This window comes from Anaeromyxobacter sp. PSR-1 (assembly GCF_000964525.1).
In the GTDB taxonomy this organism is placed as follows: Bacteria; Myxococcota; Myxococcia; order Myxococcales; family Anaeromyxobacteraceae; genus Anaeromyxobacter.
Window position 1 is genome coordinate 46,189 of sequence record NZ_BAZG01000005.1, and the last position, 26,931, is coordinate 73,119.

General features: G+C 69.0%; 30 protein-coding genes and 1 pseudogene. 20 read left to right on the forward strand and 11 right to left on the reverse strand.

Translation table 11 applies throughout. From position 1 onward, the window contains the following. Positions 1-174: 174 nt before the first annotated feature. A complete protein-coding gene (locus PSR1_RS01735) occupies positions 175-612 on the reverse strand; it encodes a hypothetical protein (protein WP_059435922.1) in 438 nt (145 codons plus the stop codon). A 176-nt stretch (positions 613-788) separates the two neighbouring features. Here PSR1_RS01735 and PSR1_RS01740 point away from each other — a divergent pair, with 176 nt between their 5' ends. Genes PSR1_RS01740 through PSR1_RS01750 form a run of 3 tightly spaced genes read left to right on the forward strand, consistent with a single transcriptional unit; the run spans position 789 to position 6,474 of the window. After that, positions 789-2,207: a TolC family protein gene (locus tag PSR1_RS01740; RefSeq protein ID WP_152643271.1), complete on the forward strand. Its 1,419-nt coding sequence runs from the start codon at positions 789-791 to the stop codon at positions 2,205-2,207. Continuing rightward, positions 2,204-3,322, forward strand: a complete 1,119-nt coding sequence (locus tag PSR1_RS01745) for an efflux RND transporter periplasmic adaptor subunit (RefSeq protein ID WP_059435924.1) — start codon at positions 2,204-2,206, stop codon at positions 3,320-3,322. Before PSR1_RS01740 ends, PSR1_RS01745 begins: the two co-directional genes overlap by 4 nt. Continuing rightward, positions 3,319-6,474 carry an efflux RND transporter permease subunit gene (locus tag PSR1_RS01750; RefSeq protein WP_059435925.1) on the forward strand — a complete coding sequence of 1,052 codons (3,156 nt, stop codon included), beginning with the start codon at positions 3,319-3,321 and terminating at the stop codon, positions 6,472-6,474. The genes PSR1_RS01745 and PSR1_RS01750 overlap by 4 nt, the downstream gene beginning before the upstream one ends. Before the next feature lie 10 nt (positions 6,475-6,484). Here the strand turns inward: PSR1_RS01750 and PSR1_RS01755 are convergent, their stop codons facing one another. Beyond that, positions 6,485-7,150, reverse strand: coding sequence for a Crp/Fnr family transcriptional regulator (locus PSR1_RS01755; protein WP_059435926.1), 666 nt, complete (start codon positions 7,148-7,150; stop codon positions 6,485-6,487). A gap of 303 nt (positions 7,151-7,453) precedes the next feature. Here PSR1_RS01755 and PSR1_RS01760 point away from each other — a divergent pair, with 303 nt between their 5' ends. Further along, a complete protein-coding gene (locus PSR1_RS01760) occupies positions 7,454-8,833 on the forward strand; it encodes a sigma-54-dependent Fis family transcriptional regulator (RefSeq protein ID WP_152643272.1) in 1,380 nt (459 codons plus the stop codon). 68 nt (positions 8,834-8,901) lie between these two features. On the opposite strand, the gene PSR1_RS01765 is transcribed toward PSR1_RS01760, so the two are convergent. The 3 genes from PSR1_RS01765 to PSR1_RS01775 all read right to left on the reverse strand — a co-directional run bounded on the left by PSR1_RS01765 (position 8,902) and on the right by PSR1_RS01775 (position 13,183). Then, positions 8,902-11,205 (reverse strand): carboxypeptidase regulatory-like domain-containing protein, encoded by a 2,304-nt coding sequence (locus tag PSR1_RS01765; protein ID WP_059435927.1) that lies wholly within the window; start codon positions 11,203-11,205, stop codon positions 8,902-8,904. Between the two features lie 179 nt (positions 11,206-11,384). After that, positions 11,385-12,689 (reverse strand): methyl-accepting chemotaxis protein, encoded by a 1,305-nt coding sequence (locus tag PSR1_RS01770; protein WP_059435928.1) that lies wholly within the window; start codon positions 12,687-12,689, stop codon positions 11,385-11,387. Positions 12,690-12,922: 233 nt separating this feature from the next. Then, positions 12,923-13,183 carry a hypothetical protein gene (locus PSR1_RS01775; protein WP_059435929.1) on the reverse strand — a complete coding sequence of 87 codons (261 nt, stop codon included), beginning with the start codon at positions 13,181-13,183 and terminating at the stop codon, positions 12,923-12,925. Between the two features lie 26 nt (positions 13,184-13,209). Between PSR1_RS01775 and extS the strand changes: the two are divergent. Continuing rightward, positions 13,210-13,593: pseudogene (extS, locus tag PSR1_RS24945) on the forward strand (selenite/tellurite reduction operon c-type cytochrome lipoprotein ExtS); the annotation flags it as partial. Here the strand turns inward: extS and PSR1_RS01780 are convergent. Further along, positions 13,511-13,837: a helix-turn-helix transcriptional regulator gene (locus tag PSR1_RS01780; RefSeq protein ID WP_059435930.1), complete on the reverse strand. Its 327-nt coding sequence runs from the start codon at positions 13,835-13,837 to the stop codon at positions 13,511-13,513. The pseudogene extS and the gene PSR1_RS01780 sit on opposite strands and share 83 nt — an antisense overlap. 308 nt (positions 13,838-14,145) lie before the next feature. On the opposite strand from PSR1_RS01780, the gene PSR1_RS01785 reads away from it, so the two are divergent. The 14 genes from PSR1_RS01785 to PSR1_RS23700 all read left to right on the forward strand — a co-directional run bounded on the left by PSR1_RS01785 (position 14,146) and on the right by PSR1_RS23700 (position 22,689). Next, positions 14,146-14,550 carry a co-chaperone YbbN gene (locus PSR1_RS01785; protein WP_059435950.1) on the forward strand — a complete coding sequence of 135 codons (405 nt, stop codon included), beginning with the start codon at positions 14,146-14,148 and terminating at the stop codon, positions 14,548-14,550. Position 14,551: 1 nt separating this feature from the next. After that, complete coding sequence (locus PSR1_RS01790; RefSeq protein ID WP_059435931.1) at positions 14,552-15,256, forward strand: cytochrome c biogenesis CcdA family protein; 705 nt, start codon at positions 14,552-14,554, stop codon at positions 15,254-15,256. Positions 15,257-15,272: 16 nt separating this feature from the next. Beyond that, positions 15,273-16,424 (forward strand): permease, encoded by a 1,152-nt coding sequence (locus PSR1_RS01795; protein ID WP_059435932.1) that lies wholly within the window; start codon positions 15,273-15,275, stop codon positions 16,422-16,424. 72 nt (positions 16,425-16,496) lie between these two features. After that, a complete protein-coding gene (locus tag PSR1_RS01800) occupies positions 16,497-16,739 on the forward strand; it encodes a thioredoxin family protein (RefSeq protein ID WP_237757783.1) in 243 nt (80 codons plus the stop codon). An 89-nt stretch (positions 16,740-16,828) separates the two neighbouring features. Beyond that, positions 16,829-17,950 (forward strand): NAD(P)/FAD-dependent oxidoreductase, encoded by a 1,122-nt coding sequence (locus PSR1_RS01805; RefSeq protein ID WP_082100101.1) that lies wholly within the window; start codon positions 16,829-16,831, stop codon positions 17,948-17,950. Next, complete coding sequence (locus PSR1_RS01810) at positions 17,947-18,234, forward strand: hypothetical protein (protein WP_059435934.1); 288 nt, start codon at positions 17,947-17,949, stop codon at positions 18,232-18,234. The genes PSR1_RS01805 and PSR1_RS01810 overlap by 4 nt, the downstream gene beginning before the upstream one ends. 12 nt (positions 18,235-18,246) lie before the next feature. Next, positions 18,247-18,699: a glycine cleavage system protein H gene (locus tag PSR1_RS01815; protein ID WP_059435935.1), complete on the forward strand. Its 453-nt coding sequence runs from the start codon at positions 18,247-18,249 to the stop codon at positions 18,697-18,699. After that, positions 18,696-19,127 carry a putative zinc-binding protein gene (locus PSR1_RS01820; RefSeq protein WP_059435936.1) on the forward strand — a complete coding sequence of 144 codons (432 nt, stop codon included), beginning with the start codon at positions 18,696-18,698 and terminating at the stop codon, positions 19,125-19,127. The genes PSR1_RS01815 and PSR1_RS01820 overlap by 4 nt, the downstream gene beginning before the upstream one ends. Next, positions 19,120-19,626: a putative zinc-binding protein gene (locus PSR1_RS01825; protein ID WP_160308995.1), complete on the forward strand. Its 507-nt coding sequence runs from the start codon at positions 19,120-19,122 to the stop codon at positions 19,624-19,626. Before PSR1_RS01820 ends, PSR1_RS01825 begins: the two co-directional genes overlap by 8 nt. Continuing rightward, positions 19,623-20,081: an OsmC family protein gene (locus PSR1_RS01830; protein ID WP_059435938.1), complete on the forward strand. Its 459-nt coding sequence runs from the start codon at positions 19,623-19,625 to the stop codon at positions 20,079-20,081. The genes PSR1_RS01825 and PSR1_RS01830 overlap by 4 nt, the downstream gene beginning before the upstream one ends. A gap of 261 nt (positions 20,082-20,342) precedes the next feature. Beyond that, a complete protein-coding gene (locus PSR1_RS01835; RefSeq protein WP_059435939.1) occupies positions 20,343-20,957 on the forward strand; it encodes an FmdE family protein in 615 nt (204 codons plus the stop codon). Positions 20,958-21,016: 59 nt separating this feature from the next. Continuing rightward, positions 21,017-21,349, forward strand: coding sequence for a NifB/NifX family molybdenum-iron cluster-binding protein (locus tag PSR1_RS01840; protein ID WP_059435940.1), 333 nt, complete (start codon positions 21,017-21,019; stop codon positions 21,347-21,349). 143 nt (positions 21,350-21,492) lie between these two features. Beyond that, the gene (locus PSR1_RS01845; RefSeq protein WP_059435941.1) at positions 21,493-22,167 is read left to right on the forward strand and encodes a class I SAM-dependent methyltransferase; all 675 of its coding nucleotides are present in this window, start codon (positions 21,493-21,495) and stop codon (positions 22,165-22,167) included. Positions 22,168-22,194: 27 nt separating this feature from the next. After that, a complete protein-coding gene (locus PSR1_RS23700; RefSeq protein ID WP_152643274.1) occupies positions 22,195-22,689 on the forward strand; it encodes a copper chaperone Copz family protein in 495 nt (164 codons plus the stop codon). A gap of 16 nt (positions 22,690-22,705) precedes the next feature. On the opposite strand, the gene PSR1_RS01855 is transcribed toward PSR1_RS23700, so the two are convergent. From PSR1_RS01855 to PSR1_RS01865, 3 genes are all read right to left on the reverse strand, one after another. Next, the gene (locus PSR1_RS01855) at positions 22,706-23,086 is read right to left on the reverse strand and encodes a hypothetical protein (protein WP_152643275.1); all 381 of its coding nucleotides are present in this window, start codon (positions 23,084-23,086) and stop codon (positions 22,706-22,708) included. Positions 23,087-23,756: 670 nt separating this feature from the next. Beyond that, a complete protein-coding gene (locus tag PSR1_RS01860) occupies positions 23,757-24,392 on the reverse strand; it encodes a hypothetical protein (protein ID WP_152643276.1) in 636 nt (211 codons plus the stop codon). Positions 24,393-24,394: 2 nt separating this feature from the next. Continuing rightward, a complete protein-coding gene (locus PSR1_RS01865; protein ID WP_059435945.1) occupies positions 24,395-25,810 on the reverse strand; it encodes an adenylate/guanylate cyclase domain-containing protein in 1,416 nt (471 codons plus the stop codon). On the opposite strand from PSR1_RS01865, the gene PSR1_RS24765 reads away from it, so the two are divergent. Beyond that, the gene (locus tag PSR1_RS24765; RefSeq protein ID WP_272946319.1) at positions 25,809-25,940 is read left to right on the forward strand and encodes a hypothetical protein; all 132 of its coding nucleotides are present in this window, start codon (positions 25,809-25,811) and stop codon (positions 25,938-25,940) included. The genes PSR1_RS01865 and PSR1_RS24765 overlap by 2 nt on opposite strands. Position 25,941: 1 nt before the next feature. Here PSR1_RS24765 and PSR1_RS01870 read toward each other — a convergent pair whose 3' ends face one another. Together PSR1_RS01870 and PSR1_RS24340 are read right to left on the reverse strand one after the other, a co-directional pair. Beyond that, a complete protein-coding gene (locus tag PSR1_RS01870) occupies positions 25,942-26,361 on the reverse strand; it encodes a hypothetical protein (protein WP_152643277.1) in 420 nt (139 codons plus the stop codon). Between the two features lie 226 nt (positions 26,362-26,587). Next, a partial coding sequence (locus PSR1_RS24340; protein ID WP_237757784.1) for a hypothetical protein occupies positions 26,588-26,931 on the reverse strand: 344 nt, incomplete at its 5' end.

Here is a 26,931-nt window from a genome sequence, read left to right on the forward strand (position 1 = left end):
GCGGTCCCCGCCTCGCCGACTCGTCCTTCAGAGCTTCGTCTCGTTCACGAGGACGAGGCCGTTCTCGCGCACACACGCCCGGAGCTCCACCAGGAACGCTTGAATGTCGGCATCGGTGTGAAGTGGGCTTCTTAGCCGGTGCACCAAGCGCGTCCTTGCGCCGTGTGCGGACCCTCAGCGCTCGGGCAGAGACAGGCGCTTCAATCGCCTCCGTATCTCGGTGAGGCAGTACGCCTCGGGTGCGCCAGCGGGGTGCGCTTGCGGCTCGAAGTCACGCAGCAGTCGAATCGTGAGCGCCACCTCGTCCGTACCCGGCACCTCGCTCGACTCGTACAGCGCGGGCCTGAACGGCTCGACCTCGATCCGGCCGATGCTCCGGCACTCCGGCAAGAGTGTCTCCGCAAGCGATTGGAGAGATGCCGCCAGGGCGCGGGACTTCGGGCCGCCGGGGAGTGCTCGGGCACGTTTGTCATGCCCCGCGAACAGGCGGACGTTGAAGCCGACGGGCCACCGACCGTTGCCCGTGATCACCCACTCTTGCTCGACCGAGTAGTGGACGTGGTGACGCTTCACGAACGCTCGAAGCACGCTCTCGTCGCGAGCCTCGGTCATCGCTCCCTCCAGAATCGCGGCGCGCCTTCGCCGCACCCGCGTTCGATTAGACGAAGATGTCGCGCAAATGAGGACGGCGTGGGTGGGGCGTTCCACGAAGAAAGTGCATTCGTTTGACTGCGCTCAACGCATGACGGAATCGGCGGAACCACACCATCGCTGGCGGCTCGGAAGGGGTGGGACGCTCTGCATCTGGCGCGGGGTGCCCGCTGGACCGACGGGAGATCGCCGAAATGCGCAGACGCCGCGCTGGTACGAATGATCGCTCACCACGGCGCGCAGCGCAGCTGGCTGCGTTCGCTTGCTGGCTGTCGCTCGCGTCGGTACCGACCGCCGCGCGAGCGAGGCATCTCACGCTCCCGGAAGCGGAAGTCCGCGCGCTCGCGGCGAGCCCGGCGGCGCGCGTCGCCCGGCTGGAGGCGCTGGCCGCGCATGAGCGCTCGATGCAGGCGTACGCCCGCCACCTGGGGGAGGGGGATCTGGTCGCATCCGGCAACCGCTTCGAGGGTGCGCGGCTGGTGCGTCCTATCACCGGCCCGATCACCCCCGCGACCATGGCCGCGATGCCGTTCGACCGGGACCAGCTCCACTTCGGCGCGGCGTGGCAGATCCCGCTCTTCGCGGGCGGCGCGCTGGTCCGGGGGGACCGGGCAGCGCGGCTCGCCGAGCGCGCCGCGGACGCGCAGGCATCGCATGCGCTCGACGAGGTTCGGTACAACGTTCGCGCGGCCTACCGGAACGTCCTCGCCACGCGGCACGCGCTCGACGTATCGCTCGCCTACGAGCAGGCGCTCACGCAGGACGATGTGTCCGCGCGTCTCCAGGTGGAGACCGAGGCGTGGTCGGCGGCCGATGCGGCCAAGGTGAGCTTTGCGCTCGCCAGCGCGCGAGCCCGCCGCGCCGCGCTCACGGCGCAGCTCCAGAGCTCTCAGGCCCTCCTCGCCGCGATCATGGGCGAGGACGGTGCCGTGACCTACGAGCTCGAGGACATCCCGGACGAGCCGGCCGCGCTCCCCCAGCGGTCCTTGGCCGACCTCAGCGACGCCGCGCAGACGGGCCGTCGCGACCTCGCCGGCGCGCGAGCGGCGGCCGAGGCGCAGGAGGAGCGAGCGGGGGCGGTACGTGCCGGCTTCTGGCCCCAGCTCGCGCTCGCCGGGAGCTACCTGTGGAACCGCGGGCGGGACGTCGGGCGGGTCCCGGAGACGTACGAGGTCACGCTGCAGCTCCGGATACCCATCCTGTCCGATGTCGGGCGCGTCTTCGCGGCCCGAGAGGCCGACGCCGTCGCGGCGCAGGCGGCGGAGCGCGCGCGGGCGAAAGAGCTGGAGGTGCGCGGCCAGGTGGTGGACGCGCTCGGACGCCTTGACGCCGCGCGGGCCGGGTTCGACGCCGGCAAGGCGCAGCGAGCGCTCGGAGCGGAGGTCGCCCGCGTGGAGAAGCTCAAGCTCGAGTCGGGCAGGGGAAAGGTGGAGGACTACCTCGCGGCGCGCGCCCAGGCGCTGGAGGGTGAGACCGGCTACTGGCAGGGACTCTACGGCCTCCAGAGCGCCTACGACTACCTGGCCCTGGTGACGGGCATCGGAGGAACGCCGTGAGGAAGATCGTCGTCGCCGTGGTCGTGGTGGCCGTCGTGGCTGCCGGGTTGGGGGTGGTGGTGCACCGCAAGCGCGAGCTCGCCTCCCTCGCATCTCCTGGCGCGGCGCCGGTGCCGGTGCGCCTCGTCGCCGTCCGGGAGGGCGCCGTCACGGAGGGAGTTCGCACGGTCGCGCTGGTCCAGGCGGACACCGCCACGACCGTCGCAGCGCAGGTCGGAGGGACGCTCGTCGCGGTCCTCCGGCGCGAAGGGGACCGGGTCGCCAGGGGAGACGTCCTCGCCCGCATCGATCCTCGCACGCTGGAGGACGCCGCGGCGGCCGCCCGGGCGCGGCTGGCGGCCGCCACCGAGGAGCTCGCCCATCAGCAGGCCGTCAACCGCCGCGACGAGGCGCTGTTCGCCGGGAAGGCCATCTCGCGTCAGGCGCTGGACACGAGCAGGGCGCAGCTCGAGGGCGCTCGCGCCGCCGAGATCGGCGCCCGGCGCGCGCTCGAGACCGCTCGGACCGCGCGGGGTTACGCGGACGTGGTCGCGCCCTATGCCGGGGTGATCACCGGGAGGGCGGTGGAGCCCGGCGACCTGGCGACCCCCGGGAAGCCCCTCTTCACCCTGCAGGCCTCGGGTAAGGCGCGGCTGCTGTCGAAGCTCTCCCAGTCGTCGCTCGCCGGCATTGCACCGGGCGCGGCGGCGACCTTCGTCTCCGGCGGTCAAAGCGTCGCCGCGCGCGTGACCCGGGTGTACCCAGCGCTCGACGCCGCCCGCCTCGGCGCCGTTGAGACCGTGCTGCCCGAGGCGCCTTTCGGGCTGCGACCCGGCTCGATCGTCGCCGCGAGCTACGACGTGCGACCGGTGCACGGGCTGGTCGTCCCTTCACTCGCGCTCCTCGAGGGAATGGACGAGACGATGGTGGTGCGCGCCAGGGACGGACGCGCCGAGCCGGTCCCGGCCTCGGTGGTCGCGCGCGGCACGAACGAGGTGGTGGTCAACGGACCCCTGAGCCCCGGGGACCTCGTGGTGACCGCCCTCCCGAGCGAGCTCATGGCGCTGACCGCGGGCACGCCCCTCCGCGCGACCGCGGCGCCGCTCGTTCGTGAGGCCCGGGAGGTTCGACCGTGAGCTACGTCGCGCGGTACGTGAAGCGGCCGCACCTGCTCCTCTCGCTGGTGCTGCTCCTCTCGGTGGTGGGGGTGGTCGGCTACTTCCGGATGCCGGTGAACCTCTTCCCGGACAGCGAGCGGCCGCAGATCGCGGTCGTCACGGTCTGGCGGGGGGCCTCCGCCGACGACGTCTCGGCGGAGGTGAGCCGCGTGATCGAGAAGGAGGTCAAGACCATCGACCTCGTCCGCCGCGTGACCTCCACCTCGAACGACGAGGTCTCGGTCGTGAACGCGGAGTTCGAGTACGAGAAGGGGCTCGACTCGGCCGCGACGGACGTGCGGAGCGCGCTCGACAAGATCCGCCCGCTGCTGCCGCCTGATCTCCGGCCGTTCCAGGTCTTCAAGGTCTCCTCCGCGACGCCGGCGGTCCTCACCCTGTCGATACGGTCCAAGGAAGGCGCGCACCTCGACCTCGCCATGGTGCGGCGGCTCGCGGAGAACCCGATCAAGGAGCGGCTCCTCCGCCTCCCCGAGATCGGAAACGTGGAGGTGTTCGGGGGATACCAGAGCGTGGTGCGCGTCTCGCTCGATCCCGACCGGCTGCAGGCGTTCCGGCTCTCGCCCGGGCAGGTCGCCACCGCTCTGGCGGGGCTGAACCGGAACATCCCGGAGGGCCTCGTCGTCACCGATGCGACGCACCTGCTCCTCAAGACGGCCGGGGAATTCAGGACGGTGGAGGACGTCGCCGCGGCGGTGGTGAGCGCGGGACCAGGGGCCCCCATCTACCTGCGCGACGTGGCGACGGCCGCGCCGGGCGTCCAGGAGCGGCTCTCCGCGTTCCACGGGAACGGGAAGCCGGCCATCGGCATCAACGTGCAGCGGCCGCTGTCGGGTCACGCGCTCCCCACCATCCAGTCGGTCATGAAGGCGCTCCCCCACCTCGAGCGCGACTATCCCGGCCTGGCCTTCGAGGTCGCCGACACGCAGGGCGAGCTGATCCAGAAGAGCGTCTCGAACATGGCGGACGCCCTGCGCGACGCCATCCTCATGACGGCGCTGGTCATATTCCTGTTCCTCGCCGACGTGCGCGGGATGCTGCTGGCCGCGATCTCGATCCCGTTCACGTACCTCGTCACCTTCGCGTTCATGTGGCTCTTCGGCTTCGAGCTCAACATGGTGACGCTGACGGGCGTGATCCTCGGGGTCGGCATGCTCCTCGACGACGCCATCGTGGTGCTGGAGAACATCGAGCGCCACCACAAGCAGCTCGGGAAGGACCTCGGCGAGGCGGTGGTGGGCGGGACCGAGGAGGTGATGCTCGCGATCCTCTCCGGGACCTACGCCACGGTGGTGGTCCTGATGCCGATCATCTTCATCGGCGGCTTCGTCCAGACGGTGCTCCGGCCGCTGAGCCTCACTCTCTCCATCGCGCTCCTCGCGTCCTACGTGGTCTCGGTCACGGTCCTCCCAATCCTAGCGCCCGTGATCCTGCGCCTGGGTGGCCGGATGGAACGCTGGCGCTGGGAGAAGGGCCTCGACCGGTTCGTCTCGCGGCGGGTGCTCGGACCGGTGCAGGAGTTCTTTGCGCGCGCGGTCCGGCTCGCGCTCCGACACCCCCTGCCGTTCCTGCTCCCGGCGGTGATGATGCTCGTCCTCACTGGGCGCGTCCTCATGCCGCTGGTCGGCCGGGATCTGATGCCGCCCATGGACACCGGGATCTTCCGGGTGACGTTCGAGGCGTACCCGAACGCTTCCCTCTCCAGTGCGGAGGCGCTGCTGGGGAAGGTCGAGAAGATCGTGTGGGACCAGGGGGGCGTCGTCCGCTCGTCCGCCACGCTCGGATCCGAGCCCGGTGTCCTCTCCTTCGGCTCAGGACGCAACGCGCAGCAAGCGTTCGTCACGGTCCACCTGGTCGACCGCTTCCATCGCGGCCGGACCCTGTGGCAGGTCGAGGACGAGGTCCGCCGCAGGTTGAGCGAGCTCCCCGGCCTCCGCTACCCGGCGGTGTTCGACTATGGCGCCACCCCGCTCTCCACCATCCGCTCCACCGTGGACCTCGTCATCTCGGGCTCAGATCCGGCGGTCCTCGATCGGCTCGCCCGCGACGTCGAGCGGCGCATGCTGACCGCGGGCGGGGTCCGCTCCGTCGCGCGGACCTGGACGCTGGACCGCGCCGAGCTGCGCTTCGCGCCCTCGCCGGAGTTGCTGAGCCTCGCGGGCACCGATCCGAGCTCGGTGGCGGCCCAGCTCGGCGCGCAGGTCCAGGGTGGCCCGGCGACGCTCTTCCGCGTGCCGCAGCAGGACTCGTTCCCGATCTGGCTCCAGGCGCCTGCCGCGCGCCGCACCGCCGAAGGGGACCTGGCCACGCTTCCCATCCTCACCGCCAGCGGACCCGTGCCCCTGTCCTCGCTCGGTGAGGTGAGCCGCGCGATCGTCCCGACGCTGCACTCCCGCCAGAACCTGGTCGAGACCGTGGACGTGCTCGGCTACCGCGGCACCGACGCCGTGACGCACCTCGGCGCGAACGTGGACGCGGCCCTGGCCGGCCTGGAGCTGCCGCCGGGCTACACGATCACGGACGAGGGCGAGCGCAAGGCCATGGCGGAGTCCTTCTCGGCGCTCATGGCGGCGCTCCTGCTGGGGCTCGTGCTCCTGTACTTCTCGCTCGTCCCCGCCTTCCGGTCGTTCCTTCACCCCCTCACGATCATGGTCGCGATTCCGCTCGGCCTCATCGGGGCGGCGTGGGCGATGCTGGTGACCGGCAAGCATCAGTGCATGCCGTCGTTCATGGGCATGATCCTGCTCGCCGGGATCGTGGTGAAGAACAGCATCCTCCTCATCGACTTTATCCAGGAGGCCCGGGCGCGCGGAGCGTCCATCGAAGACGCGCTCGTCGAGTCAGTGCGCGTCCGCACCCGCCCCATCCTCATGACCGCGGCCGGGACTGCGGTCGGGATGCTCCCCATCGCGCTCGAGTGGGCGATCGGGCTGGAGCGGCTCTCGCCGCTCGCCATCGTGGCGATCGGGGGCCTCGTCGTCTCCACTTTTCTCACGCTCCTCTACGTCCCGCTCATCTACGACCTGCTCGAGCGTGCGAAGGTCCGGCTCCGGCGCGTGGTCGAGGTGGCGCATCCCTCGGCGCCAGACGCGCCTGGCGCGCCCGAGCCGTAGGGAGGGCTGCTCAGGGCTCGTGCGCGCCGGCTCCGGCGGCGCGCCGGAGTGCGGCCGGATCGAGCACCTGGTACCGGCGTGGTCCGAGCCGGTGCAGGACGCGCTCTCCGACGAGCTTGGTGATGGCGCGCGAGAAGCTCTCCGGGGCGACTCCGATGGCCCCCGCGAACTCGCGCGCGCGCACGGGCAGCTCCAGCACGACGAGGGCGCCGGGGCGTACGCCCGCCGGCAGGAGCGAGGCGAGCGCCGACGCGACACGCGGCAGCACCTCCGGGATGGATGAGCGCTCTATCCGGTCGAACGCCTCGCGCAGCCTCGTCGCGAGGAGCCTCACCAGCGCGAACGCGACCTGAGGATCCCGCTGGAACGCCAGGAGGAGGTCGCTCCGGGACACGACCAGTGCCGTGACGTCGTCGAGCGCCTGCGCCGTGGCCGGATACGGGCGGCCGTCGAGGAACGGCATGAAACCGAACACGTCTCCGGGTCCGAAGAGATAGATGGTGACCGCGCTCCCGGTCGGCAGCACCCGGTAGATCTTCACCCGGCCGGACTCGATGGCGACGAGCGTCCCCGACTCATCGCCCTCCCTCCAAAGGAGGTCGCCGGCCCCGAAGGTCCGGCCACGCGCGTACGGCGCGAGGAGCGTGCGCGCCTCGCGCGCGAGTGCGGCGGTCAACTGCACGGCGGCGGCCCTTCATCGGCGGCCACGTGCTCGGCTCGAGGGTCGGTGTTCACGAGCGAATCATCCTATACCAGGAGCCTGCGGAGCTTCGCGGTCGCTCGTCCGCATGCCGCAGCGGTGGCTCGTGCGGATCCAGCCCACGCAGTCATGTCTTCGCCCAATCGCCCGCCCTCCTCAGTCGTGCGACATCGTGCCGCCATGGAAAGTCCCTTTTGAGCGCGTCATCATGCCGCCGACGCGCCGATCGGGCCGCACAGTGCGCGGAGGCGCGCCCATAGAGTGAGGGGGTCACCTCCCGTGAGCGAAGCCTGGGACGAGTCATCCGGAGCCTGTCTGAGAGCGCTCTCCAAGCTCGACGGGGGCTCCGCAGCGGTCCCCACGAGAACCCGATGGCTGGAGATAGAGTCGGCGGGAGCGATCTTCGTGGTCGACTCCCGACACCGGATCGTGCAGCTGAACCGGAGTGCAGCGACGCTAGCCCAGCGCCCCGTCGAGGCGCTGATCGGACGCACCTGTCGAGAAGCGTTTCACTGCATCAACTGCCCCGACCGCTGCCCGCTCTTTGCCGGGGTTACCATTCGCGGGCGAGAGGTCGTCCTTCGGTCGACCCGCGGTCGACGCATCCCCGTGCTCAAGAGCGCTCAGGTCCTGCTGGACGACGCCGGTCGCCTCGTCGGGGGCCTCGAGGTCATGCACGATCTGACCGCGCTGAGGGTGGGAGAAGGCGCTTCCTCCGTCGTGCACGCAGGAGTGGCGACGGATGCGGCGCCCGTTCACGGAATCGTGGGGAGCAGCCCTGCCATCCGGACGCTGATCGAGCAGGTCGAACGGCTCGCTGGGCTCGGCGTGAGCGTGCTGGTGACCGGTGAGAGCGGGACCGGGAAGGAGCTTGTCGCCCGCGCCCTGCATCACCAGGGCCTTCGTGCGGCCCGGCCTTTTCACGCGGTGAACTGCGCGGCGCTGTCGGAGACGCTGCTCGAGAGCGAGCTCTTCGGCCACGAGCGCGGTGCGTTCACGGGGGCATTTCGGGACAAGCCGGGGCGGTTCGAGCTCTGTGAAGACGGGACGATCCTGCTCGACGAGATCGGCTGCCTTCCCTTCGGTCTGCAGTCGAAGCTCCTTCGCGTCCTCGAGGACGGAGGATTCGAGCGGGTCGGAGGCACGCGGCCGCTTCAGCTCCGGGCACGGGTCGTCGCTGCGACCAACGCCGACCTCGACCAGCTGGTACGCCAGGGCACGTTTCGCGCCGACTTGCTCTATCGCCTGAAGGTGATCCCCATCCGCGTCCCGCCGCTCCGGGAGCGGAGAGAGGACATACTCGCGCTGACGAATCATCTCGTCGAGAACCTGGCTGCAGCAGCCGGCCTTCGCGCGGGCGGCGTGTCGACCTCGGCGCTCGGTGCGCTCGAGCGCCACGACTGGCCCGGAAACGTGCGGGAGCTGCGAAACGTACTCCAGTTCGCGCTCGTGCTCGCAGGCGAGGGTGAAATCCGCCCCGAGCACCTCCCTGTGGAGGTGACTCAGCTCGCTGCGGGAACCGCCACGGGAGCGCCCGACCGCGCTCGCATCGAGGCCGCGCTGGCCCGGGCGCGCTTCAATCGCACGGAGGCAGCCGCCCTCCTAGGCGTGAGCAGGACCACACTGTGGCGGCACATGAGGCGCGCCCGTCTGGGCTGATCGAAGCAGAGGAAAGAGCGAGCGCCCCGTGGCGGGGGTTCCATGGGGCGCTCGCCAGGTCACCCGGACTAGTCGCCGCTCAGCCGCGCACCTGCATGACACTTGCTGCAGGAGTTCGGCATGATGTCGAGATCCGAGCCACCGCTCGCCAGCTTGAGCGCGCCGCTCTGCGACGGCCACACGATGTCGAACACGTGCGAGGCGGCGTTCCCCTCCGTGATGGCGACCTGACCCATGGCGTCGAGCCCGAGGTGCCACTGCGTCACGTCGCTGATGTCGTTCTTCTTGCCGGTCTTCGGCATGTGGCAGGACGTGCATCGCCCGACCGGGCTGGCGTCGTTGGTCGGCGAGTACGTGGCCATCCCCATGCTCGCGCGCTGCTGCATGTGCTCTCCCACCGCCATCGCCACCGTGATCCGCGCGGCGGTGACCTGATCCGCCGTGAAGGTGGTACTGGCGCCGCTCAGCGTGACGCCGTCGTTCGCCGAGTGCATCGCCGCGACGTCGGACTGCGCCACCGACGCGAAAGGTCCGTGCGTCGCGTGGCAGCCGAGGCAGAGCGTGTTGTCCTTCATGCGCGGGTTGCGGAGCTCGTACTCACCCATCCCGAACTTTGGCGGGCCGTAGTAGGTGCTGTGTGGATCGTGGCAGTCGAAGCAGGCGAGGCGCTCGTATGAGTTGTTCGAATGCTTCGAGGCCGTCAGCATCGGGTACTCCTGGTCGTGGGCCTTGGTGTGGATGCGATCCGGCCAGGTCTCGACTCCGCCACCGTCGAGGAGCGGCTGCTGGAACCCCTTGATGAAGTCCGACAGCTCGTAGACACCCGGCACGAACACACCGTTCCCGAGGGTGTCCATGTTGTCCGCCTGGAACGGCATCTTGAAGGCGCCGTCGGGATTCTTGCTCGAGCCGCTGTGAGCCGAGTGGCACTGCGCGCAGACCTGCTGCGCAGCGTGCGACGTCAGATACCGTGGGATGATGATCTGGTCGCGCGGATTGCCTCCTGCCAGGTGCCCCGAGGCGGGTCCGTGACACCGCTCACACGTGATGTTGATGTCCTTGTAATCGTACGAGGTCAGGAGTGACGCGGGGCCGGTGAACGTGATCTGCAGGCCAGTGTTGTGGCACGACGAGCAAAGTCGCCCGGTCGTGCGCTCCTGCTTCAGCCACTTGTCCGGATAGATCTTGTAGAACTTGGGCGAGACCGCGCCGTAGGCCGGGTTGGTGTTGCCGTCCTGGACGAGGTAGACGGGGAGGATCAGGAAGTCGCGATCCCGGTCGGCCTCGGTGGTGTACTGCACGGCCCAGTGGTTCACGGCGTAGGGGACGTCTTTCGGCTTCGTGAGGTAGCGCTGCTTGTAGACGCCGAAGTTCGGTCGATTGTCGACGCCGCCGTCACCCTCGCCACCGATGGTCGCCGCGACGGGGATCAGCGTGCCGTCGTTGACCATGCAGTCGGGGGTACCGGCGAACTTCATCGCGTAGGCACCCGGTGTGTTCTGGCACATGTACACCGGCACGAATGCCTTGCCCTCGATGGGGTCGACCGCCTGCACGTGCGGGTCGAGCGTCTGGCCGACGGCGGGCCACATCTCGATCTTGACCATGCGCGAGGTGCCGGGGGTGACGAAGTGATAGTGCGCGGCCAGGTGCTGGGACGCGGCCACGTCCTGGTGGCACAGCGTGCACATCTTCTCGCCTAGGTAGGTGGCGGTGTCCGCCGGCCTCCCCGAGAGTGTCACGGTCACGTCGGAGAGCGTCGCCCCCGCGGCGACGTAGTGCGACTGGCGATCGCCGCCGTCGAGAAACCCGACGGGCGCCTTAGCCAGCAGGTACACGAACCCGGGGGAAACGTTCGTGAGCGTGAAGCTCCCATCCGCGGCGCTCGTGGCGGTGGAGGTCTGACCTTGCACGGTGACCACGGCGCCTGCGAGCGGACCTCCCGATGGCCTGCGAACCCAGCCGGTGATCGTCGAGGGGGCCGAGGCGGAGGGCTCGAGGGTCAGCGTCACCTGCGACTTGGCTCCTCCGACCACTCCGACCGCAGCCACCGTCGAGGTGACGTAGCCTGACTTGGTCGCCGAGACGGTGTAGGCGCCGACCGGCAGATCGGTGAGGACGAACGCACCCTGGTCGTCGGAGGTGGCCGTCGCCGTGGCGGGCGAGGTCTCCACAGTGACCCCGGCAACGCCGGCGCCGGCGGCTGTCTTGATGCTCCCCTGGATCGACCCGCGGTCGACGGCCGGTGTGCCCCCGGTCCCCTGCGGCCCTTCGGGCCCCTGGACTCCCGCTGGTCCCGGAGTCCCGTCGTTTCCACTGCACCCGGCGAGCAGCAGGACGGCGATCGCCAGGGCCGATACGTGTCTTGTCACGTCGAAGCCTCCCTCGTGCAGTTGCCGGGCGAAGCGCCCGCCGCTTCGCGTTGCGAAGCCGAACGGCCGGGAGCAAGGCGCGTGCCCATCCGCTGTCCATCAGCGTTGTCGGTGCTTCGGCGTCGGACCGGGCGAGCTGGACAGGCGAGCGTGTTTCAGGTGGGGAACAGGTTGGTTCATCAAGGTGAGGTCGTGGCCGGATCCGCCGGACCGTTCCTGCGAACATCGAAGAAGTCGACCGAACGGCGAAGCGTCGCAGCCCGGCGAGAGAGCGTCTGCGCAGTGCACCATAGGTCCTGCGCCTTCAGCGCGTTGTCGCGTGCGATCTCGTCCACGGAGAGGACGTTGCGGTTGACGCGGGCGACACCGTCCCAGAGCTCGCCGGCGGAATCGGCGATCGTATCGAGGAGCGAGCTGGCGAGCCGTACAGGATCCTCGGAGGCCAGCCGCAACACGATGTGATCGCCGGCGGTCAGCTCGTTCCGAGCGCGGGAGTCTGCGCCGGTATCGCAGAGCAACGGGCGCAGCCCGCGGGCAGAGTCGAGGGCTCGCGCGCTCGCGGCGCCCATCAGATGGAGCGTGGCGACCATCTCGGATGCGGTGGAAGCCTGGACGCTGGTGTGCTCCAGCAGCCAGCGCGCGTTTTCTTGGATCTGCTCCGACGCCGTGGCGAACTCGTGCGCTCCGCGCTTGATCTCCGACAGGACGGCCTCGAGCCGGGCAGACATCATCGCGATGGCCCCCTGGAGGACTCCGATCTCGTCAGCGCGCGTCACGGCAACCTGCTCCCTGAGATCGCCTCGAGCGATTCGCTGGGCGGCGCGCACCGCGCTGGACACGGGCCGGACCACGCTCGTGGTCATGAAGATCCCGGCGGCCGCACACGCCACGGCGGCGAACACGACCGCGAGCAGGACGTCTCGGCGAGCCGCTGCATACTGGTCCGCGGCTCGAGCTGCGGCGGTCTGGATCTCGCGGTGATGCCAGGAAACGAAGTCCTGCCACGCCGCCTGGACCCGACGCCGATCGGGGAGGATCGCATCGCGGACCAACCGCGCTGCCTCGGCTCTCCGACCCGAGAGGAGGCGTTCCTTGAAGATCCCGAAGTCGCGCCCGAACTCGTCGCACGCAAACTCGACGGATGAGAAGGCCGCCCGGGCCCCGTACGTCCGGAGGACCGCATGAATCGAGGAGTCGACCTGGTGCGCCTTCTCGCGGTTGGTCTGCACCGCCTCGAGGAGGGTTCGCGCGACCAGCGGATCGGGCTCGAGGAGGGCTTCCTGGATGAGCCGGGACGTCTCATTCGCGTGGACGAGCCCAGCCGAGGCCAGCTGCATCGCCGTGGAGTTCTCCTGCGCCGCCTGCTGGAACGAGCTGCGAACCCTCCCGAGGCGCTCGAGCGCCATGCTGCCCACCCCCAGCACCGCGAGGAGCGGCAGCGCATACGACAGCATCAAACGTACGCCCAGCGTGTGGCGAGCCATCTGCACCTCCTCGAGGCAGATGGTGCACGTCGCAGGCCGGATGCTCCGGGCCGGCGCCTTCAGCTCGGCGACTAGCGCGCCAAGGAAGATCCATCGCTTGCTGAAAGGAGCCGCGAGCTCGGCGTGGCGGTGGCCGAAGGCGGGAGGCTGACCTGTGATGGAACGGTTCGTTCCAAGCCTGGCGCGGCGGGGAACTCGCGGACGCGCCCGCTAGGGCCGCGCTCAGGACGAGTCTAGCTGCAGGCGCGCACGGCCGAGGGCTCGGCGGCGCCGACGCGCGCCAGCACGCACCTCACGAACTCGGCCATCAGGCCATCCCGGGCGGTCGATCCGCCCATCACGAGGGTCCGCCTGCGCAGGTGCGTGAACCCCGGTACGCGATACTCCCGCAAACGGCCCGCCTCCACGTGCGCCCGGATCAGCTCCGTCGAGATGAAGGCGATCCCTTCCCCGCGCACGAGCGACTCCACGATCACGTGGAGGTCGTCGTACACGACCAGCCGGTGGAACTGGTGTCGTCCACTTCGAGAGCGCAGCGCGGCAGGAGCATGCCTTCTCGAGGAGGTGCGGCGGATGCCATCGTCTGCTCACCGGCGAACGGGAAGGGCTCGGGATCGGGTCGATTGGCCCGAATCTCTCGGGACTGTTCACGCCCTTCTATCCCGGAACCCTCCTCGAGGGGGAGCGATGGACCCCCGCACGGTTGCGCGAATGGCTGGAGAATCCGCGCCGCTTCCGCCCGCTCGCCGAGATGCCGTCGCTGAAGCCGACGGAGGACGAGCGCCTCGCGATCGAGTCAGCGCTCGGCGGGGCCTCGCCGCTCACGCGCGACGGCGCGAAACGACGAGCTGGACCGGGGGGCCGTCGTCGCGCACCGCGTCGACGCAGGCGAAGAAGCTCATGATGCAGGGAACCCGGAGGCGGTAGAAGACCTGCAGCCCCTGACGGCGGTCCTCGAGGAGCCCAGAGCGGCGCATGAGCGAGAGGTGCTTCGACACGGTGGACATGTCGGAGCCGACGAGCCTCTGCAGATCGCAGACGCAGCGCTCACCCTCCGCGAGCGTCTCCAGGATGAGGAGCCGGCTGGGGTGCGCCATCGCCTTCAGCACCTTTGTTCGTGCCTGTCGCACGCTGCTCGGCCGGGCCATGCTTGGCAATATCGTCAAGTAGCAGCGGACCGTCAAGCGGGAGAGCCCAGGGCCTCCGGGGACCGCGAGCCCGCTGAGCAGGCTGTCGGCGGGTTGTCGTGTGGCATCACGTCGCAGTCCTTATGCGCGTGTCAGCGGCGCGGGATCATTGGCAGAATCGCCAAGCAGGAAATCCACGTCGAGCGCGCGAACGCACGGCCGGGTCCCGAACGCAGAAAGACTACTTGGCCGATTGACCAAGCAGTGCCCGCCGTGGCATGGTTCGGCCCGTTAGGCGCACGGCGCCACGAGGAGGAGTCACGATGAGGATGAGCGCGAGAGGCTTCATTCTCGGGGCGTTCGCGGTGGTGCTCGTGGGAATGGTCGGCTGCGGTGAGAAGACCTCGGCCGCGGTGGAGACACGCAGCGCCACGGCGGCCGCTGCTCCCGCGCGCGCCATCCCCAGACTCGTCGATCTCGGGGCAGGGAAGTGCATCCCGTGCAAGGCGATGGCGCCGATCCTGGAGCAGCTCCGCGCGGACTACTCGGGCCGGCTCGAGGTCACGTTCATCGACGTGTGGCAGGCGCCCGACCAGGCGCGCGCGTATGACGTGCGGATGATCCCGACGCAGATCTTCTACTCCGCGGAGGGTCGGGAGCTGGCGCGCCACGAAGGCTTCATGTCGCGCGAGGAGATCCTCGCCCAGTGGAGAGCCCTCGGGCTGGAGCTCTGAGGTGGGGGCCCTGCTCGCCAGCTTCGGTGAGGCATTCGCCTCGAACGGCGCCCTCGCGCTCGCTGCCGCGTTCTCGTGGGGCATCCTATCGGTCGCGCTGAGCCCGTGCCACCTCTCGAGTGTCCCGTTGGTCGTCGCCTACATGAGCGGTGACGACGAGTTCCCGGAGAGTCGGCGCGCACTCTGGCTGTCGTCTGCGTTCGCCGCCGGAATCCTGGCGAGCATCGCGCTCGTCGGCGCCGTCACCGCCGCTGCGGGCCGGATGCTCGGGGACGTTGGCCGGGTCGGGACTTGGGCCGTCGCCGTGGTCTTCTTCGCGGTCGGGCTGAACCTCCTCGGCGTCCTGCCGCTGCCCGCGTTCATTTCGACGCCCGCGCGTGGTGGCCGCCGGGGCGCCACGGGTGCGCTCCTCCTCGGCCTCGTCTTCGGCGTGGCGCTTGGCCCGTGCACCTTCGCATTCATGGCGCCGCTCCTCGGGATCGCCTTCCACGCGAGCGGGACGCGCGGAGCGGCATACGGCCTGCTGCTCGTCGCTCTTTACGGCCTGGGCCACGCCGCGGCCATCGCCGTCGCGGGAAGCTCGATCCAGTCCGTGAATCGCTGGCTCGGATGGAGGAGCGGCGCGCGCGCGGTCGCAGTGGTGAAGGCGGTGGCGGGCGTCATGGTGATGCTCGGCGGGGCGTACTTCGTCTGGACCTCGACGTGAGCGAGCAGGAGCTTCGATGGGACTTCCAGTGATCGAGCCATCTGCCAGCGGTCCGGCGTGCTGCGCGAAGCCGGCGCCCCGTTCGGAGGGCGGCGCGTGCTGCGCGTCCTCCGGCGGCGCGGCGAACGGGGCCGCGGCGACCTCCCGTTCGCCGGCGAGGCTCGCACTCCTTCTTGGCGCAGCCCTCGTGGCGTGGGTCGCGGCCTACCGGCTGAACGAGCCGCTGTGGACGTGGCTGTTTCGCGACCTCGCCGGGCTCGACTTGGGGTCGAAGGTCGGGGGCGCGCTGCACTTCTTCTTCTTCGACACAATCAAGATCTTCCTGCTGCTGACCGGGCTGATGTTCGTCATCGGGATGCTCCGGGCCAGCCTCGATCTCGACAAGGCGCGCAGCTACCTCGAGGGCAGGGGTCTCTTCGTGGGGTTGTTCCTCGCCGTCGTCCTCGGCGTGGTCACACCGTTCTGCTCGTGCAGCTCGATCCCACTGTTCATCGGCTTCGTGGCGGCCGGGATCCCGCTGTCGATCACGCTCACCTTCCTGATCGCATCACCGCTGGTCAGCGAGATCGCGGCGATCATGATCGGCGATCACTTCGGCTGGGGTATCGCCGCGGCGTACGTGATCGCCGGGTCCGCAATCTCGATGGTGATCGGCTTCATCGCCTCTCGCTTCCGCCTCGAGCACTGGGTCGAGGAGACGGTCTTCACGACGAAGATCGGGCAACTGCGCGCGGATGGTAACGTCCCGACGTGGTCCGAGCGCGTCGACGCGGCGGTGGGGGAAGCTAAAGACATCCTCTCCAGCGTCTGGAAGTGGGTGTTGCTCGGCGTCGGCATCGGCGCCGCGATCCACGGGTGGGTGCCTGCGGACTTCTTCGCGCAGTACGCCGGTCCGCACAACCCGTTCGCCGTCGCCATCGTCACGCTCGTCGGCGTGCCGCTCTACGTCAACGGGGCGGGGGTCGTGCCCATCGCGGAGGCCCTGTGGGCCAAGGGCATGTCTCTGGGAACGGTGATGGCCTTCATCATGAGCGCCATCGCCCTCTCGATCCCCGAGGGCATCATGTTGCGCCGCGTCCTCAAGCCGCCGCTCCTGGCCATATTCTTCGGGTCGGTAACCGTCGGGATCATGATCGTCGGGTACCTGTTCAACGCGCTCTACGACTGACGCGCGTGAGTCCTACCGAGGCGAATCCATCGCGAGGTGCTTCGGAACGAGGTTCATCGCGACGCACGAGGGATGGCCGAAATGAAGATCCAGGTGCTGGGGCCGGGATGTGCAAGGTGCAAGCAGCTCACCGCCAACGCGCAGAAGGCGGTGATGGAGCTCGACCTCGATGCGACGGTTGAGAAGGTCGAGGACCTCCACGAGATGATGAAGTACCGCGTGCTATCCACGCCGGCGCTGGTGGTGGACGGGACGGTGAAGTCCCTTGGTCGCGTGCTGACACCCGAGGCGATCAAGGATCTCCTCCGCGCATGAGGCGCGACCCGAGCGGAGTTGCTCGGTGCGTCCCCTCTTTGCCACAGAGTGATGGTCCGCAGGGGTGGTAGCTTTGAACGGGGGTTCCGATGTCAGGACCCAGCGAACGCGCTGATGTCGCCGTTCTCGGCGGGGGGCCGGCTGGATATGTCGCAGCGCTGTGCGCGGCGCAGCGCGGTGCCCGGGTTGTCTTGGTGGAGAAGGAGCGGGTAGGGGGCACTTGCCTCAACGTCGGTTGCATTCCGACGAAGGCGTTGACGACGTCCGCGGAGCTGCTGCTCGACGCCAGGCGGGCGCGCGAGTTCGGGCTGTCGATCCCGGAGGCCGCGGCGGACCTCCCCGGCCTCATGCAGTACAAGGGCGCCACCGTTGATCGACTCGTCGCCGGGGTCGAGCAGCTCCTGCGCGCACGCCGCGTGACGCTGGTGCGTGGCTCGGCGAGGCTCCAGTCACCGGACACGCTCGCGGTGGACGACGGTCGAGGCACCCGGACGATCACGGCCGCCCACGTCATCCTCGCGCCGGGATCGATTCCCGCCGAACCGCCGATCGAGGGGCGCGATCTTCCGGGGGTCATCTCCAGCACCCAGGCGCTCGACATTCAGTCGATCCCGGCCCGGCTCGTCGTCGTCGGCGGCGGAGTGATCGGGCTCGAGTTCGCCTGCATCTACGAGGCGCTCGGCAGTCACGTCACCGTGCTCGAGATGGCCACTGCGGTGCTCGCCGGCGCGACGGAGGAGGTCCTCGCGGAGCGGCTCGCGCTGCTGCTTCGCCGGCGGGGGATGGTCATCGAGACGGGCAGGACGGTCCAGCGCATCACGAGGGCGGGCGATTCGCTGAAGGTCCAGACGGTCGGCGCTACCGGTGAGTCCACCGTCGTGGGCGACCGCGTCCTTCTCGCGACCGGGAGGTGGCCGAACACCGCTGGCTTCGGGCTCGAGGCGCTCGGGCTCGAGATGAGGGGACGAGCGATCTCTGCGGACGAGTGGATGGCGACCAGCGTTCCGAAGGTGTGGGCCGTCGGCGACGCCGTCGGAGGCTGGATGCTAGCGCACAAGGCCATGGTCGAGGGCCGCATCGCGGCCGAGAACGCGACCGGCGGCGAGCGTCCGGTCGACTACCGTTCCGTCCCCAACGTGGTGTTCACGCGACCTGAGCTGGCCAGCGTTGGCTTCACCGAGCGGCAGGCACGCGCGGTGGGGCCGAGGTGAAGGTCTCGCGGTTCCCGTTCTCCGCGAATCCGCGCGCCCAGACCCTGCGCGAGACGGACGGCATGGTGCGGCTCGTCTGCGAGGCCGGCAGCGGGCGCGTTCTGGGGGTTCACCTCCTCGGCGCGAGGGCGAGCGACCTCGTCGCGGAAGGCGCGCTCGCGGTGCAGCTTGGCGCGACGGCGGACGATCTTGCCTGGACCACGCACGCGCACCCGACGTTGCCGGAGGCGATGCTCGAGGCCGCGCTGGGCTTCAGAGGAGCAGCCATTCACGCACAGTCCTGATGAGGAGCTCGCATGCCCGAATACCTCCAGATCACCGCCGACAAGTTCACGTTCCGGGTGGCGACCGATCGCGTCTACAGTCCGGAGGGCATGTGGTTCCTTCCGGAGAAGGAGAACCGGGTTCGCGTGGGGTTCAGCGATTTCATGCAGCAGCACAACGGAGACGTCGCCTTTCTGACCGTGAAGGCGCCTGGAACCCGGCTCGAGGTCGGTGACGAACTGGTCGAGTTGGAGACGGTGAAGGTGACCCAGGCCGTCCCCACCCCCATCGCAGGCACCATCGTCGACGTGAACGGGTCACTCGAGCTGACGCCCGAGGTCGTCAACAAGGACCCCTATGGCGACGGCTGGTTGGCGGTGATCGAACCGGCGAACTGGGAGCGGGACCACGCGAAGCTGCTCGACGCTCGCGCGTACCTGCCCGTCATGCAGTCGCAGGTCGAGCAGGAGCTCGAGAAACCATGATCGGCGAGAGGTCCGAGGTGGTGGTCATCCCGTGCAGCGGGATCGGCAAGGCGTACGGCGCCGTCGCCAGGGAAGCCGCCTACGAGCTGTGCGACGAGCTGAGGCCAGAGCGAACGAGGCTCGTCGCGCTCGCGAAGCTCGTCCTCGGCGAGGAGCAGGCGCGTGAGCGCGTCCGCGCCTGCCCGGCAGTGACCATCGACGGCTGCAAGCTCATGTGCGCGTCGAAGCTGGTCGCGCACAACGGGGGGACCGTGGCGTGCGAGGTGGACGTCCTCGACGTGTACCGGCGCCACAAGGACCTGAAGCCGGACGGCATCGCCGAGCTGAACGAGGCGGGACGGAAGCTCGCCCATGTCCTGGCGGAGGAGGTCGCCGAGGCCATCGACCGGCTCCCGAGCGACGCGCCGAGCGGAGGTCGCGATGCTTAACGTGATACAGGCCAAGGCCGGGATCGTGTCCTGCTCCGGCGAGGAGCTCGCGGAGGGAACGGTCGCGCGGCTCGCCACGCTGAAGGTGCTGCACGAGCTGCGCCCCAGCTCGACCGTGACGATCTGTCTCCCCTTGTTCCTCGCGGGCGGCGAAGGCGATCGCGAGTTCGCCCGATTCCATCCGACGATCACTATCGACGGCTGCGACCTCCGCTGTGCGGCCCGAGGGACGGAGATGTACTCGGCGAAGCCGGCGGCCAGCATCGTCGTGAACGAGCTCCTCGACGCCGCGGGCCTTCCGCGACCGGAGGGCCGACGTTGCCTGAACGCCGCGGGCAGGGCGGCGGTTGACCTCGTCGCCGAGCGCGTTGCGCAGCTCGTGGACGAGCTCGCGCGCGGCCGCCGCTCCAAGCCGGTCGCGCCGGCGACCGTCACGGCCGGGACGGGCGTGGACCCGCCCCCTGGCCCGGATCGCTCCGGGCGGAGTCCTGCGCGATGAGCCGCACGGCGACGTACTACGCGGACGTCCGCTGGGAGGGGGAGCACTGGGGCCACGTCACGATGGGTAACGGCGCTGGGATGAGGTTCTCGGCGCCGCCCGACGCTCACGGGCACGCCGGGGTCCTCACCCCCGAGGACGCGTTCGTGGCCGCCGCGAGCACCTGCGTGATGCTGATGTTCATCTGGTCGGCCGAGCGCTTCAAGCTGAAGCTCCTCTCGTACGAATGCCGCACCGAGGGGACCAAGGTGATCGAGCTCGACCGAACGGAGATCTTCACCCGGCTTCGATTTCGTCCCGTGATCCGCGTTGCGGCGGGGCCGGAGCCGAAGGACGCGGTCGAGGCGCGGGTGCGGCGCGCCCTCGCTGCCGCCCAGAAGTACAGCCTGGTCGCGAACTCGGTGAAGTCGCAGATCGTGGTCGAGGCGGACATCGTCGTCGAGGACGCGGCATGAGCGTCCCCCCGAAGGCTCTCGGCGCGGTGGTCGGGATCATCCTTGCCGGCGCGGCATGGGGGTTCTGGTTTGCGCGGGAGAAGCGGGCCCAGGAGGGAGCTCTCCAGCGGATCAGCGAGGGGCGAGAACGAGCGGAGGACGCAACATGTCGTGCGGCGCCAGCCGTGGGCCAGCGCCGCGACTGAGCTGGCAACGACGGCTCCGGAAGCAGCGAAATTGCTCGCTAGCGAGGGCGCGTCGTCGACGCGTCGAGGGAAGACGATGGTTCTCGAACAGTTCATCCACTGTGGCACGCTGATGCATGGTCATGCCTGTCCGCCTCTCGTGCTTGGGCTCCGCGCGGGGATGGTCGCTATGAGGCAGCTTGCCGTGGGCCGAGCGCTCGATCGCGAGCTCTTCGCGTTTGTGGAACTCGGGAGCGATCACTACGCGCAGGGGTTCGCGGACGGGGTCCAGTTCGTGACCGGCTGCACGTTCGGCAAGGATCTCATCGTCCGGATCCCGCACGGCAAGGCGAGCCTGCGCCTGGTAGATCAGGAGAAGGGGCGCGCCATCCGCGTGGCGTTGCGCCCGGAGGCCATCGAGGGGGTCGAGCAGAGCAACTGGTTCCGAACGTGCTCGTCGACCGGCCGGTTCGCCTCCGAAACCGATCGCGCCGCCAATCCGCTCATCGCGGAAATCGTCGCCGTGCCCGAGGAGACGCTCTTCGCGGTCGGCCCGGTGTTCCCGCTGCGGATTGAGCACCCCGATCCCACCTTCGAGAGCATTCGCTGCGACGGGTGCGGGGAGAGCGTCCTCACCACGTACGTCCGCAAGGTGGATGGCCGGCACCTGTGCGTCGCGTGCGAGGAGCGGCAGCGGGTGAAGACGCGCTAATACGCGGGCATCGCCAACCGGCTGTCTTCCAACGTGGGTCAACCAGCGGAGGCGTCCAGATGAACATCTGCATCCCCATCGTCGAGGACCGTGGGTTCCTGAGCCCGATCTCGCCGCATTTCGCGAGGGCACCGATGTTCCTGCTGGTGGAGCCCTCCTCCCTCGCGCATCGCTGCGTGCCGAACCCCGACCCTGAGCCGGGGCGGTGCGACCTGCACGATGCGCTCGATCACGAGCCGATCGGTTCGTTCATCGTCGGTGGGATCGGCGCGAATGCCCTGGGCCAGCTCGCGCGGAGGAACGTGCCGGTGTACGGGACTCGCTGCGGCAACGTCGCGGATGCCCTCACCGCGCTGATCGCTGGCCGGCTCACCCCGCTCGAACCGACGTGAACGACCGCTCCGATAGGCGATCGCTTCAAGGGCCGAGCAGCGTCCCCGGGGGCGGCGGCTCGATGCCAACGCGGAATGTCCTGTGCTACGACGCCGTCTTGACTGCCGCGCAGTCGCGTTGACGAGCTGCACCGAGGATCCTCATGTCCGACGTGGATCGACCCCCCGTTCTGAATCACCAGCATGAGCACTGGGAGATGACGCTCGCGCAGAAGCCCGAGATGTTCGGGGCTTCTCCGAGCGACCCCGCGCGCAAGGCGGCTGAGGTCTTCCGCGCGGGAGGTGCGCGCCGAGTTCTCGAGCTCGGAGGCGGCCAGGGACGTGACACGTTCTTCCTGGCGCAGAGTGGCTTCACGGTGGACGTGCTCGACTACGCGGGGCCAGGCGTGGATGCCATCCAGCGCAGGGCGGGCGAGTTGGGCCTCTCCGGCAAGGTGCATCCGGCCCAGCACGACGTCCGACGTCCCCTGCTGTTTCCAGACGGGACGTTCGACGCCTGCTACTCGCACATGCTGTTCTGCATGGCGTTCACGACCGCCGAACTGGAAGCGCTCTCGCGCGAGATCCTTCGGGTGCTCCGGCCCGGTGGCGTGTGCGTCTACACGGTGCGGAACACGAGTGATCCGGACTTCGGCCGCGGCATCCACCGTGGCGAGGACCTGTACGAGAACCAAGGGTTCATCGTGCACTTCTTCGACCGCGCAAAGGTGGAGCGCCTCGCGCACGGGTACGAGATCGTGTCGGTGGACGAGTTCGACGAGGGCAAGCTGCCGCGAAGGCTATATCGCGTGACGTTGCGAAAGCCGACGGTTCGCTGAGGAGCAGGACGAAGCCGAAGGGACGCGATGAGTTCGTGCTGCTCGGGTGGGACCTGCGAGAAGTCCGACGCGCGCGCGAGCGGGGAGAACGCTTGCCCGCGCTGCGGCGCAGTTGGCAAGCTCGTTGGCGATGAGACGATCCTGTCGATCCTGAAGCCGGGGCACGCAGAACGACTGCTCGCAGTCGAGCGGCGCTTCTGCAGGACACCGAGCTGCGCGGTCCTCTACTACGGCGCCAATGGGCGTGTGGTCGAGAAGGACGCGGCGTCGGTGCGCGTCGGGCTGAAGGAGACGGAGGATCCCGTCCCGCTCTGCTACTGCTTCGAGTTCACGCGCGCGCACGTCCGGCAGGAGGTCGCGGAGACGGGGGACAGCACGATCTCGGATCGGATCGACGCCGAGATCCGGGCTGGGCGCTGCGCCTGCGAGCGGAAGAACCCGTCCGGCGCGTGCTGCCTCGGTGACGTGCGGAGCGCGGTGAAGGAAGCGAAGGCTGCCCTCGTGGCTGCAGGGCGGCCTTGATGCAGGGGCGCGGTCGTCACATACCGAACGTGATATGCCGAGCGTCGGCGGGGAGGGCGGTCACCGCTTCGGCCCTCGAGCGCAGCGAGACGCTCGCGGCGAGCGTCTCGCTGGATTCACCTGCGCGCCGCGCGACGACGCGGCCCTCGGCGCTCAGTAGGAGCACGGTCGGCACGACTGCCACGCCGTAACGGGCCGCGGCGGAATCCCCAGGGCGACGCGTATCCGATGGGAAGCGCGCGGCCGGCAGCACGACCGGCATCCACGCCAACGCCGTGATGTGGCGCGACCCGCACTTCGATTCCGTATGCGCAGCCCTCCCGTGCCCTCCCGACGGCATCGACCGCTCGCCCGCGCTGGTCATCGGACGACTCTCACCTGCGAAGAGCGGCAGCATGCGCGACGGCCCGACGTAGGATGTCTTCCACTGTCGAGGGGGTTGCGCGCTGCTCTGTCGCACGGCCAGCCACGATCGCACCTGCGACGATGAAGAGTTCGCACGTGAGGGCGGGGAGAACCGACGGCTCTGTCAGAGTGTCACCTCTCTCAAGCCGCGCAGCGACGTGAACCGACGCGTCCGGAGGCTGCGTCGAACCCTCTGGGGCTCTTTCGAGGGCCGCGTAAGCACCTGAAACGGCACGCGATATGCCAGGTTCAAATCCCTTTTCCCGCTCCAATTTCCTAGATAAGCCCTCGGTCCGCCGGGGGTTTTTCTTTACTTACACTTCATGGGAGCGTCCCTTTTCCACCAAGGGACGAACGAAGCGATCTCCGCGACGCCGCGGATGATTCCGCTACTTACACCGGGGTTACACTCTCGACCGCGGGGACCGATCGGTCCCTCCTTGCAGCGCGCTGCACGCGCGGGGTCCGCGCGGGGCAACATCGAGAATCGCGCGCGCGGCATCCTGCTTGGACGCCGCAAGCAGCGGCTTGCAGCCTCCGCAGGTTGCGGCCCGAAGTAGATGCAGGAGAACTAGAAGCACTAGAAGAAGATGCCCAGATCGTAGAAGGGCGGCTTCTCGTTGTTCTGTTCGGCTTCGATCTCGTGAACCGGAAGCGGTGGGCTACTTCTTCTTCAGCCGCTCGCGGACCGCGACGCGAACGCGGCCGCCGGCTTCAACGTAGGCGGCGCGAGCCGCCTTCAACTCCGCCTTGTGGCAGTCGTGTAAGCGCCGCTTGCTGCCGCACGGGCACCACTGGTTGTCCGGCGGCATCCCGAGGCCGGGCTGGACGAACCGCTGGAGCCCGAGCGGGAACTTCGCGACCAGCTCGTCCCTGAACTCCTTCTGCCCGGCCTCCGCGTGCGCGTAGGCGGGCCCGGGATACTTGCCGACGAGCGCGTAGATGACGGCGCGGCGAAGGTGGATCAGAACCTGCTGGAAGAAGCCGACGAGGCCCTCGCGCTCGTAGTCGATCTCGTGGGCGGGCGGCATCTGCACGCACAGCGCGCCGCTCCCGCCGACATGGGCATTCATGCCCAGCTTCATCGGGCTCTTCAGGATGACGACGACCGGATCGGCTCCCCGGCTCGGGAACGAGCGCGGCACCTCTATCCGCAGGTCGAACAGGTACTGCTTGTCGGTCGGGCCCAGGATGATCGCTGGCCCTTCGAGAGTCGTCGCTCCGCCGCCATCCTCTCGAACTAGTCTCCAGCGCAGCTCGGCAGCCAGGAATGCTTCGATGGCCTCCTGCCGACCCACCACTACTTCCACCACCAGGAGCGCGCGGGCTGGACGCCCGACGACGACGGGACGACCCGCACGCCGGTGCTCGCGGTGCCCACGACGGCGACCTTGCCCGCGTACGCGCGCGCCTCCTGCTTCGCCGCGACCTGCTCGGCGTCGGCCGTCGAGAGGTAGGCCGTGCCCTCGGCAGCGAAAAGCGCTTTCAGATCGTCCTCCAGCTTGTCGTGGACGGTCTTTGACACCTTCGTCTGGCCGGGCTTGGCACCGTCCTGGAGCGCAGAGGCGGCCGGGACGGACTCGCCGAGCACCACGATGTCCCGGTTCCCCTTCAGGCCGAGGTAGGTCACCAGCACGCGGCCGTGATCGATCCCGACCGTCATCCCCACCTCGGCGAGCGTCGGTAACATCTCCTGGCACACCTTCATGACGGACTGCATCGCGGCAGCCGCCTCGAACGACTTGCTCACGTACCGGGACGAGGCGGCCGCGTCGTAGAAGAGGCCCTGGATCCGGTCGCCCTGGTACTGGATGTGGTCGCCGTCATAGTCGGCCCGGACCACCTGGTGCATCTCCGCGCGCACGGCGTGGAGGCACCGGAGGAGGTCGCGCTTGTCCACCGCCTCCGCTACGAGCTTCGTGAAGCCGGACAGGTCCGCGAAGAAGGACGCGGCGTCGAGCTTCGCCGTCCGGACGCCAAGCCGCTCGAAGTCGATCCGCTCCTTCGGCTCGAACAGGTTGAAGTGCGAGATGGGGAACTTCGAGCACTCCTCCTGGACGCTCTTCTCCCACCGTTCCGGCAGGGCCTCCGGCGCGGGCAGGCTGGCGACGAGCGGGGTGGCGGACGGCCCGTACCTGGTCCCGGTCTTGCCCGTGAGGACCTTGGCGGCCGCGTTCGCGGCCTCTCCGACGAACAGAAGCTCCCGACTCCCGCATCGGCCGTTCACCGTCGCGATGGTGTCGCCCGCCTCGATCCCGGCTTCCAGGTTGAACGTGAACCCGGTCTCGGCGGTGACGAGCTTGGACAACTCCTTCGCCTGCGAGACGAATTGGTTCGCGGCGGCGAGCCGCTTCAGGGGCGGGTCCTTCACGTCCGTCGTGTCATACGGCTTGTAGAAGATCGCGTGCAGCCGCGCGCCCTGGAAGTGGATCTTCTCGGCGCCGTCCATCTCGTACAGCAGGGACGTGAGAACGCGCTGGTACACGTGGAGGTGACGGAGGAGCTTACGGAGCTTCTCCTTGTCCTCGCCTGCCTCGTCCAGGTGCTGCTGGAGGTTCACCGGGTCCAGGTAGAGATGGACCCCGGTCACGATCCGGCAATCGGTCGTGGTGAGGTTCTCGAGGTTCATCTCCTTCGTGAGCGGTTTCACGACGAGGTCCTTCGTCTCGTCGTAGCTCTTCAGCAGCCGCTCTTTCGCCTCAGTCTCCTTCCACATGCTTCACCTCCAGAGCGTCAGGCCGATGGTCACGAGCCAGGCGGCGAACGCGACGAGCAGAAGGCGCGTGGCGCTCCTCTGCCACTTCCACTTCTCGTCCAGCAGCCAAGTGATCTTTAGGTTCTCGTAGGCTAGGTCGAGGACGGCGGCGGCGGGTGTGAGCGCCAGCAGGGCCCGCACGTAGTCGGCGGGCCGCCGGTGGTACGCGGCATATCCTTCGCCCAGAGCAGGCGTGGCGCGCCCACCACCGGGACCACGTCCTCCTCCGAGGGGAAGCGCGGCCACAACACCATCACCGCGCAGAGGACGGCAGCGACGAGCAGCCCGAGCGAGACAGTCCCCGCCACCATCAACGTGAGGTCGGCCGGCGTGACCTTGTCGATGAGGTTGCTTCCCAGGACGGCGACGATGATCCCGCCGCCCCCGATGATGGTCGCGGCCTTCTGGTCCGCGAGCTTCACCATCTCCTGGAGGTTGCCGTGGGTGTAGTAGGCGAACTCGGAGCGCTCGGCGGAGTGCTCGCCGGCGATGGGGGCCTGCGGCGGCGCCACGGGTGCCGGCGGCGAACCTGCTGCCGCGTCGTTGGGCTCGTTCGCCGCCGAGGTTTCCTCTTCGATAGCCGTCGTCCCCACCGCGTCCTCCCGGATGTGCGCGGAGTGGGAGCATTGCGCACCGATCTGACAGTGGAAGCGCATCCCGCGACCCGAGGCTGCGCGTAGCTCCAGCGGGTGCGGCGGGATGGCCCGCTGGTCCCCCATCCTCGGTCTTCGTTCGCGGTCAACCGCGTGTTATCCGGCCGGCCGATGACTCCCGCCTCGTCCGGCCGTACCGGTCGCGCCAGACGGTCGGGGTCGGGCCGCTCGTAGCGGGCGGTCCGGCCCCGTCCACGACACCAGGGCATTCCCTGGCACTCTGGGCGCCGAACAGGAACGGATTGTTGCCCGGCCGGGCGCTCGTCTCCCGAACGCGCTTCAGCACTTCCGCCGTCTCAGCGAATCGCTCCTGCCCGTACAGTGCATACGCACGTCGCAACTCGGCAGATGCGTTCTTCACGCGCCGAAACTCGCTGATGAATCGGCTCACCTCTTCGAACACCAGCAGTTTCCTCACCCTGGATACGG

Excerpts from the sequence above, each read along its gene's own strand:
- PSR1_RS01735 (WP_059435922.1), bottom strand. The coding sequence starts at position 612 with ATGACCGAGGCTCGCGACGAGAGCGTGCTTCGAGCGTTCGTGAAGCGT.
- PSR1_RS01865 (WP_059435945.1), bottom strand. The coding sequence starts at position 25,810 with ATGTGGAAGGAGACTGAGGCGAAAGAGCGGCTGCTGAAGAGCTACGAC.
- PSR1_RS01855 (WP_152643275.1), bottom strand. The coding sequence starts at position 23,086 with ATGCTGCCGCTCTTCGCAGGTGAGAGTCGTCCGATGACCAGCGCGGGC.
- PSR1_RS24765 (WP_272946319.1), top strand. The coding sequence starts at position 25,809 with ATGCTTCACCTCCAGAGCGTCAGGCCGATGGTCACGAGCCAGGCGGCG.
- PSR1_RS01825 (WP_160308995.1), top strand. The coding sequence starts at position 19,120 with ATGCTTAACGTGATACAGGCCAAGGCCGGGATCGTGTCCTGCTCCGGC.
- PSR1_RS01820 (WP_059435936.1), top strand. The coding sequence starts at position 18,696 with ATGATCGGCGAGAGGTCCGAGGTGGTGGTCATCCCGTGCAGCGGGATC.
- PSR1_RS01805 (WP_082100101.1), top strand. The coding sequence starts at position 16,829 with ATGTCAGGACCCAGCGAACGCGCTGATGTCGCCGTTCTCGGCGGGGGG.
- PSR1_RS01795 (WP_059435932.1), top strand. The coding sequence starts at position 15,273 with ATGGGACTTCCAGTGATCGAGCCATCTGCCAGCGGTCCGGCGTGCTGC.
- PSR1_RS01770 (WP_059435928.1), bottom strand. The coding sequence starts at position 12,689 with ATGGCTCGCCACACGCTGGGCGTACGTTTGATGCTGTCGTATGCGCTG.
- PSR1_RS01785 (WP_059435950.1), top strand. The coding sequence starts at position 14,146 with ATGAGCGCGAGAGGCTTCATTCTCGGGGCGTTCGCGGTGGTGCTCGTG.
- PSR1_RS01830 (WP_059435938.1), top strand. The coding sequence starts at position 19,623 with ATGAGCCGCACGGCGACGTACTACGCGGACGTCCGCTGGGAGGGGGAG.
- PSR1_RS01845 (WP_059435941.1), top strand. The coding sequence starts at position 21,493 with ATGTCCGACGTGGATCGACCCCCCGTTCTGAATCACCAGCATGAGCAC.
- PSR1_RS01840 (WP_059435940.1), top strand. The coding sequence starts at position 21,017 with ATGAACATCTGCATCCCCATCGTCGAGGACCGTGGGTTCCTGAGCCCG.
- PSR1_RS01835 (WP_059435939.1), top strand. The coding sequence starts at position 20,343 with ATGGTTCTCGAACAGTTCATCCACTGTGGCACGCTGATGCATGGTCAT.
- PSR1_RS01780 (WP_059435930.1), bottom strand. The coding sequence starts at position 13,837 with ATGGCCCGGCCGAGCAGCGTGCGACAGGCACGAACAAAGGTGCTGAAG.
- PSR1_RS01815 (WP_059435935.1), top strand. The coding sequence starts at position 18,247 with ATGCCCGAATACCTCCAGATCACCGCCGACAAGTTCACGTTCCGGGTG.
- PSR1_RS01800 (WP_237757783.1), top strand. The coding sequence starts at position 16,497 with ATGGCCGAAATGAAGATCCAGGTGCTGGGGCCGGGATGTGCAAGGTGC.
- PSR1_RS23700 (WP_152643274.1), top strand. The coding sequence starts at position 22,195 with ATGAGTTCGTGCTGCTCGGGTGGGACCTGCGAGAAGTCCGACGCGCGC.